The 7252-nt window shown below is 68.9% G+C and carries 10 protein-coding genes and 1 pseudogene; 3 read left to right on the forward strand and 8 right to left on the reverse strand.

What is annotated here, in order from left to right:
• Nucleotides 1-227: 227 nt before the first annotated feature.
• The 3 genes from C4U03_RS24395 to C4U03_RS24405 form a co-directional block, all read right to left on the reverse strand.
• Nucleotides 228-1373: an RNA polymerase sigma factor gene (locus C4U03_RS24395; protein ID WP_103940393.1), complete on the reverse strand. Its 1146-nt coding sequence runs from the start codon at nt 1371-1373 to the stop codon at nt 228-230.
• Nucleotides 1374-1379: 6 nt separating this feature from the next.
• Nucleotides 1380-1787, reverse strand: coding sequence for a YciI family protein (locus C4U03_RS24400; RefSeq protein ID WP_103940395.1), 408 nt, complete (start codon nt 1785-1787; stop codon nt 1380-1382).
• Nucleotides 1788-1978: 191 nt separating this feature from the next.
• A complete protein-coding gene (locus C4U03_RS24405) occupies nt 1979-2422 on the reverse strand; it encodes a MarR family winged helix-turn-helix transcriptional regulator (RefSeq protein WP_103940397.1) in 444 nt (147 codons plus the stop codon).
• Between the two features lie 67 nt (nt 2423-2489).
• Between C4U03_RS24405 and C4U03_RS41230 the strand changes: the two genes are divergently transcribed.
• Nucleotides 2490-2735, forward strand: coding sequence for a hotdog family protein (locus C4U03_RS41230; RefSeq protein WP_200827426.1), 246 nt, complete (start codon nt 2490-2492; stop codon nt 2733-2735).
• Nucleotides 2736-2769: 34 nt separating this feature from the next.
• Nucleotides 2770-3270: a PaaI family thioesterase gene (locus tag C4U03_RS24415; protein WP_103940399.1), complete on the forward strand. Its 501-nt coding sequence runs from the start codon at nt 2770-2772 to the stop codon at nt 3268-3270.
• Nucleotides 3271-3375: 105 nt separating this feature from the next.
• On the opposite strand, the gene C4U03_RS24420 is transcribed toward C4U03_RS24415, so the two are convergent.
• From C4U03_RS24420 to C4U03_RS24430, 3 genes are all read right to left on the reverse strand, one after another.
• Nucleotides 3376-4041 (reverse strand): metallophosphatase domain-containing protein, encoded by a 666-nt coding sequence (locus C4U03_RS24420; RefSeq protein WP_103940401.1) that lies wholly within the window; start codon nt 4039-4041, stop codon nt 3376-3378.
• Nucleotides 4042-4087: 46 nt separating this feature from the next.
• Complete coding sequence (locus tag C4U03_RS40040) at nt 4088-4354, reverse strand: hypothetical protein (protein ID WP_146087501.1); 267 nt, start codon at nt 4352-4354, stop codon at nt 4088-4090.
• Between the two features lie 162 nt (nt 4355-4516).
• Nucleotides 4517-5443: a zinc-binding dehydrogenase gene (locus C4U03_RS24430; RefSeq protein ID WP_235018087.1), complete on the reverse strand. Its 927-nt coding sequence runs from the start codon at nt 5441-5443 to the stop codon at nt 4517-4519.
• A gap of 97 nt (nt 5444-5540) precedes the next feature.
• Here C4U03_RS24430 and C4U03_RS24435 point away from each other — a divergent pair, with 97 nt between their 5' ends.
• Nucleotides 5541-6161 (forward strand): TetR/AcrR family transcriptional regulator, encoded by a 621-nt coding sequence (locus C4U03_RS24435; RefSeq protein WP_200827427.1) that lies wholly within the window; start codon nt 5541-5543, stop codon nt 6159-6161.
• 572 nt (nt 6162-6733) lie between these two features.
• On the opposite strand, the pseudogene C4U03_RS42010 reads toward C4U03_RS24435, so the two are convergent.
• Together C4U03_RS42010 and C4U03_RS24440 are read right to left on the reverse strand one after the other, a co-directional pair.
• Nucleotides 6734-6898 (reverse strand): annotated as a pseudogene (locus C4U03_RS42010) (IS30 family transposase); the annotation flags it as partial.
• 21 nt (nt 6899-6919) lie between these two features.
• Nucleotides 6920-7252: transposase (locus tag C4U03_RS24440; RefSeq protein WP_146087502.1), on the reverse strand; the 333-nt coding region annotated here is incomplete at its 5' end.

The following is a 7252-nucleotide window of genomic DNA, read 5'->3' on the forward strand; positions in this document are numbered from 1 at the left end:
GGTGGGGCCCGACCTGCCGGCTGAAGCGTTCGTCCAGATGAACCTGTGCTGGCCGCCGACGCTCCCACCAGTTGCCGGACACGCCCGAGCTTGTTCTTGGCGCGGATGATGACCCTGCCTTCGCGGGTCCGCAGGCAGGAGCAGGTCGCCCTCGAACTCGGCGAAGGTGGCGAGGATGGTGGAGAACACCTTCGCCTGCGGGTGCCAGCGCGTGGTGGATGCCGTCCTCACGGCCGCAGCAGTTGCCGTACCCGTGCAGCCTCGCGGATGAGATGGTCGCGTTCCGGCACGCTGGTCGCCGCGCGGGAGGCCTCGGCATACAGCTCGGCGGCGTGCTCTAGGTCACCGGCGCGTTCGAGCAGGTATGCCCGTACCGCGGCGTAACGGGGCAGGTCGGGGCTCACCTCGGCCAGCGCCGCCAGGCCGGCCTGCGGTCCGTCGGCTTCGCCGACCGCCACTGCGCGGTTGAGCCGCACCACCGGGCTGCCGGTGAGGAGCAGCAGTTCGTCGTACCACTCCACGATCTGCACCCAGTCGGTCTCGGAGGCGCTGCGGGCGTCGGCGTGCAGGGCGGCGATCGCGGCTTGGGCCTGGTATTCGCCCAGCCGGTCGCGGGCCAGCGCGGCCTGCAGAATCGTCACGCCCTCGGCGATCAGGCCGGTGTCCCAGCGAGATCGGTCCTGCTCACCCAGCGGCACCAGGCGACCTCCCGGGCCGGTACGAGACGCGCGGCGCGCATGGTGCAGCAGCATGAGCGCGAGCAGCCCCGCAACCTCAGGCTCGTCGGTCAAGGCGACCAGGTGGCGAGTGAGGCGGATCGCCTCGGCCGCCAGGTCGACGTCCCCGCCGTATCCCTCGTTGAACACCAGGTAGAGCACGCGCAGCACCGTGGCGACGTCACCGGGCTGGTTGAACCGGACGCCCGAGACGGTCCGCTTGGCCCTGCTGATGCGCTGGGCCATGGTCGCCTCCGGCACGAGGTAGGCCCGCGCGATCTGCCGCGTGGTCAGGCCACCGACCGCGCGCAGCGTGAGGGCGACGGCTGAGGCCGGTGTCAGGGACGGGTGCGCGCACAGGAAGTACAGCCAGAGCGTGTCGTCGGCCGCCTCGCCCGGACCGGGTATGGGCTCGCGCTCGACGCGTACCTCACGGTGCCGCCGGGAGACATCGGCGCGGGCGGCGTCGAGAAACTTACGCCAGGCCACGGTGACCAACCATGCCTTGGGGTCCTTTGGCGGGTCATCCGGCCACACGCGCACGGCCTCGACCAAGGCCTCCTGCACGGCATCCTCGGCCCCCGCGAAGTCGGCTCCGCGGCGGACGAGGATCCCGAGCACAGTGGGGGTGAGGGTCCGCAGCAGGGCCTCATCCACCGTGCGTCACTCCGTGATGGTCGGGAGCACGGTCAGGAACGGGCGCACCTCGAGCCACTCGTGGATCGGCTTCCCACCCGCGCCGGGAGCCGCGGACAGCTCGCCGGCCAGCTCCAGCGCCCGCTCGTAGGTCTCGACGTCGATCACTATCCAGCCGGCGATCAGGTCCTTGGTCTCCGCGAACGGGCCGTCGGTGACCGGCGGCCGCCCCTCGCCGTCGTAGCGGACGAACGTGCCCTCCGGAGAGAGCGCCTGACCGTCGACGAACTCGCCGGTGCCCTCCAGCCGAGCGGCGAAGTCCTGCATGTACTGCACGTGGGCCGAGAGCTCCTCCGGCGTCCACTGCTCCATCGGCACGTCGTTGACCGGTGCCGGCGCGCCCCGGTAGTGCTTGAGCAGCAGGTACTTGGCCATCATGTTCTCCTCGATGCGGTACGGCCCATTGTGGCCGCGTTCACCTCGGAGACGGAGCCGCACCCGGGTTCTCGACATCCCCCCGCAACATTTTCCGGCGAACTCAGGCAGAGTCTTCACCTGCGAGGACGGCTCGGTCCTACGTCCCGAATGGATCTCCCAAAGCTTCGTCGGTCACCACGGGGAACGGGTCATGAGCCGGGAGCGGGCCAGGTGTCGTCCTGAGTGAGCCTGTTCAGGGCGGCGGTGGTCTGGGTGAAGGCGGTGTCGCCGAGTACGGCGCGCAGCTCGGCGTTGAAGCGGTCGATCTCCGGTTGGACGGCGCGGAGCGTGGCGGCGCCGTGCTCGGACAGGTGCAGCGCCACGGCCCGGTGTTCACGCGGGTGGGGGTGCCGGATGATCAGGTCCGCTGTGATCAGGCGGGTGACGAGCGCGGTGATGGCCGATTCGCGCAGGCCCAGGGTCTGGGCGAGCTGCTGCTGGGTGATGCCGGGCCGGTCGTGGACGGCGAGCAGTGCACCCAGTTGCGTGGTGGTGATGCCGGCGGCGGCCAGGCAGCGCCGGTCGGCGGTGGTGCGCAGCTGGTGGGCGGCGCGTTGCAGCAGGAAGTACAGGCGCTCGTCAGGCTCGGGCATGTGCCGATCTTGACAGAGGCGCGTGACGGCGGCCATCCTCAATTCACTAGTGAAGTGAGGAGGGGTGGTGACGGTCGGCCTGGAGTTCACGCGGCGGGTGCCGCCGGTGCGGCTGGTGGCCGTCGGCGGCGGGGCGGCGACGCTGGAGCTGGACATCCGTGACGAACTGCGCCGGCAGAACGACCTGGTGCACGGCGGAGTCCTGACCTACGCGGGCCTACGGCCCTCGTCCTGGCCGGGGACCTTCTGGGGCGACGGGAACCCGCCGCGGGCCGACGAAGTGATCGAAGCCGAAAGGGGCCGGAGCGCATGACGCACCCGAATGTCCACCGAGTAGGGGAGACCGAATGAGTGAAACATCCGAAGCGCGCAGTCGTACCGTCCGCTGGGAGGACCCGGACGCCGGCCTGATGAAGGCGCTGTCCATGGAGGGGATCGACGCGGTCAACGCCATCCTCAAGGGCGAGCTGCCCGCGGCTCCCATGTCGCGCCTGCTCGGGATTCGCGGTGTCGAGGCGGAGAAGGGCCGGGTCGTCGTGGCGCTCGAACCCGCCGAGTACCACAGCAACGGCACAGGCGGTGTGCACGGCGGACTTGCCGCCTCGCTCATCGACAGCGCCGCCTGGCTCGCCCTGCACACCGAGATGCCCGCCGGAGCATTCTGCTCCACGCTGCAGCTGAACATCCACTACGTTCGGCCGCTGCGCATCGGCGGCGGTGAGGTGTTCGCAGAGGGCCGGGTGCTCCACTGCGGGCGGACCGCGGCGACCGCCGAGGCCAGCATCACCGATGACCGCGGCAAGGTGTTGGCCCACGGCACGACCCACTGCACCGTGCTGCGTCCCTGAGCCCGGCAGGGCCGACGGCCGCGATCGCTCAGCAGCCCGAGGACAGAGGCCGTTTCTCGTTCTGGAAGCAGCGGTGGCCACCGCTGCCGCACGGCGTTCCGGTATTCAGCGGCTGCGTGCGGGAGGCACGATTTCGCCGACAGCGCCTGAGGGCTCCAGCTGGATGACGGTGGGGCCGCGTTCGCACTCCCACGTGGTGACGTTCGCAAAGCACGTCCCGTCGCGGTGCCAGAGGCCGCCGTCCTGATGGATGTGGCCGAACAAGTGCAGCCTGGGTCGGACCTGCCGCACGCGGGCCAAAAGATCCGCGCAGCCGTGGCGCCCGGGCACGGCGTTCGTGTCGCCGATGCCCAGCGGAGGGCCATGCGTGACAAGGACGTCGACGTTCTCGGGAATCAAGGCCCACTTCTCCGCCAGCAAGCGGCCGCGGGGGAGGTTGAACGCCCACTCGTTGAACTCCGGCTGCCAGGGGCTTCCCCAGAAGGTCACGCCGTCGATTTCGGTTCCGCTGTCCTGTAGGTAGCGGATGCCGCGGTCGGCCAGAACGGCGCGGGCGCGTTCGGGCTCGTCAAGGAACATCCAGTCGTGGTTCCCGGCGACGACGATTTTCACCCGATGCGGAAGGGCGTACAACCAGTCTGCGGCGTTCCGGAGCTCTTCAAGGCTCTTGCCGCGCCGGCACAGATCACCCGCGTGCACGAAGACGTCCCCTTCGGGAACGACGAGTTCGTGGTGATACGTGTGTGTATCAGCGACCGCGACGATCCGCACCGGACAAGCGTACCGTTACGACCTGTCGGACCGAATGACCGAGATTTCACAGGGCTGGATCCTCAGGGCCAACGGCGAGGGCGCTGCGGAGCATGAAGCGACCATGGTGCTCAAGACGGTGTCCGAACAGCTCACCGGGCAGCAGGCCGATCCCGTCGGCGGAGCCGGGGGCGGCGTAGTGCAGGGGAACGGCGAAGGCGTCCACATTGCTGGTGCCGTGCGGGATGAGACGGCGTGAGAGCTGGAGCGGCAGATACCAGCCGTCTTGCGGTGAAGCGACACGGAACGCTTCGAAGCCGACGTCGGCGCGCACCGGTGGAGGCCGCCGGCCAGACCCGCCCGGCCTGATACGGAGCCGGATCCACGCCCAGCCCGCGTATGTCGTCGTGCCAGGGGATCTCGGGCTTGCCCGCCTCTGGAATTGAAAGCAGCCGGGTGGTGTCCTCCCTTTTGGCAGGCCGTCGTCCGGCTGTAGTCAGCCGGCGGCCGCCGGCTCTACGTTCAGCACTGCCTTGCCCGCGATACGCCGGTCCAGCAGTGCTCGGGCGGCCTCGGTGACGCGCTCCCACGAACCACGCCAGTCGACCTCTGGGGAGAGCCTCCCGGCCGCCACGAACTCCAGGAGGGTGGCCAGGTCGGGGCCGACCTCATGGGTGTCGCCGAACGTGCTGATCGTCTTGGCCGGGCCGAGGGAGAACAGCGAGTGTGGCGCGAACATCGCCGGTTCGTCGGATGCCCAGCCGATGCTCTGCACATCACCGCCCGGGGCGAGGAGTTGCCAGGCCGCGGTCAGTTGCCGTCCGCCCACGGTGTCCAGGATGAGGTCGACCGGCCGGTCGATGCCCTCCAGCCCGACCCTGACCTCGTCGGCACCCAGTTCGGTCAGGCCCTCGCCGCGGGCCGCCGACCCTACCGAGGCGATGACATGGGCACCACCGAGGGCCGCCAACTGGACGGCATATCGGCCGACGCCGCCGGCCGCGCCGGTGATCAGCACCCGCCGGCCCAGGATCGAGCGAGAGCGCAACGTGCGCAGCGCGGTGATACCGGCCATCGGCAGCGCGGCGGCGTCGGCCAGGTCGACCTTGGCGGGGACTTCGGCCACCGCAGTGGTGTCCACGGCCATCCGCTGTGCCCATGCTCCGGTCCCGAACGCCGCCACTCTGGTCCCTACGGCAGGCCCGGTGCCGTCCGCCGCGGCACCTACGACGACACCGGCGGCGTCGTAGCCGTGCACGGTTCCGGGCGGACGGTGACCGGCGAACGCCACCTCGCCGCGGTTGAGGGAGATGTGCCGCACCTCGAGCACCAACTGATCGGGCGCGGGATGGGGTTCGGCGGTCGTCCCAAGACGCAGGGAACCGGGGACTTCGGGATCGACGACGAGCGCGCGCATGTCCATCAAGGACTCCTCCGCAGACAACACCACCCGGACTGATGGTCCGTTTGGCGTACGGTAGCATATCCGGACTGACAGTCCGCCTCAGTGGGGAGCGTCGATGGCCCAACAGCGCGCCGAACGTGCCGACGCGGTCCGCAACCGCCGTGCGGTGCTCCACGCGACCGAGCGGCTTCTGGCCGAAGGCGGCGGGGAGCATGTGTCGCTCGATCGCGTTGCCGCCCTTGCTGGAGTGGGAAAAGGCACCGTCTTCCGTCGCTTCGGCAACCGCGCCGGGCTGCTGCAGGCGTTGCTGGAGGAAAGGTCCCGCGAGCTACGCGACGCGATCACGAACGGACCCCCGCCCCTCGGACCCGGAGCACCCGTCCGGGAGCGGCTGCTCGCCTTCCTCGACGGACTCGGCGCGATCGCCGAAGACAACGCCGTCCTGCTGTCCGCGCACGAGCAAGCCTGCGCCGAGGACAAGTACGACGATCCCAGCTACCAGTTCTGGCACCGCCACCTCAGCGTGCTGTTCGCCGAAGCACGCCCCGACCTCGACGCCGACTTCCTGGCTCACGCCGTGCTCGCCGTCTTCGATGGCAACCTGATCCGCCACATGACACCGCCCGACGACCCCCGCCGCTTCACCCGCTCGATCCAACAGATGGCCACGGCACTGCTCGATCGCGGTGATCACCAGGCGGTCATCCCTCAACCGATTCCTGAACAAGATCGGTAACCGGTTCCTGAACAAGATCGGTAACCGGGCCGCCCAGCACACCATCGTGCGCGAGAAACAGACCCGCTGGAAGGAGACCGGCGAGATCCCCACTCCGGTCACGGTCTGGACCCCCCAGACCGCCAGGGCAGCCCCCCGCTTCGGGCCCCCATCGCCCCCACAACGAGACCAGCGGCCCTCCCGATGCCCCTGGCATCGGAAGAACCGCTGGTGAGAGCGGAGGATCGGGGATTTGAACCCCGGATGGGTTTGCACCCAAACCGCATTAGCAGTGCGCCCCACCGCGTCCCTCAAGATCCTTTAGGGCAACGCGTAGTCCCGTTTCTGCAGGTTAACCCAGTAATGGTTCATCAGAGATCCGAACCCATCCGCACGCGTTGGGACACACCGTGGCCACACCAGGGCCACACTCCAACAGACGAATCGTTACCCGGCATGTCTCGAAGAGCGGTTACTCTACGCGTTCATCTCTAGGTCGTTGTGGGCGTTCGGTAAACGGCGGAGCCAGGGACGGCTGGGCTGAGCAGCACTGGCCGACATGCAGGACCGAGCCGACCAATAACCCCCTGCCTTCAGCCGGTGGAAGCAATTCCGCTGGTCAGGAGCTCGGCGAAGACTTCGTTCGGCTTGCGCCATCCGAGGATACGGTGGGATCGGTCGTTGAGTTCGTCGGCGACGGCTTGGAGGTAGTCCGGGTCGGAGGGGATTGTGGTGCCTTTGGGGAAGTACTCGCGCAGCTAGCGGTTGATGCTTCTATGTCAAGCCGCGAGCTGATGGCGGGTGACGTGGTGCTGCCAGGTGGCTTGATCGGCGGTCATGGCGCGGTGGATGACGTCGATGAGATGGCGTTGGAGGATGCGGCGGGCGCCACGCTTGCCCTTGGCGGGTTCATGGCGTTCCAGGAGTCGTTGAGCTGCTGGGTGGAAGCGTTTCTGGACGATGGCTGCGGTGTAGAGGACGCTGTTGAGGCGTCGGTTGCCGCCCCGGTGGAGGCGGTGGCGTTCCTGGTCGGAGGAGTAGACCGGGATGGGGGCGCAGCCGGTGTAGCGGGCGAGCTTGGCCGAGGTGGGAAAGCGGGTGATGTCGCCGAT

Source organism: Thermomonospora echinospora (genome assembly GCF_900108175.1).
Classification (GTDB): Bacteria; Actinomycetota; Actinomycetes; order Streptosporangiales; family Streptosporangiaceae; genus Thermomonospora; species Thermomonospora echinospora.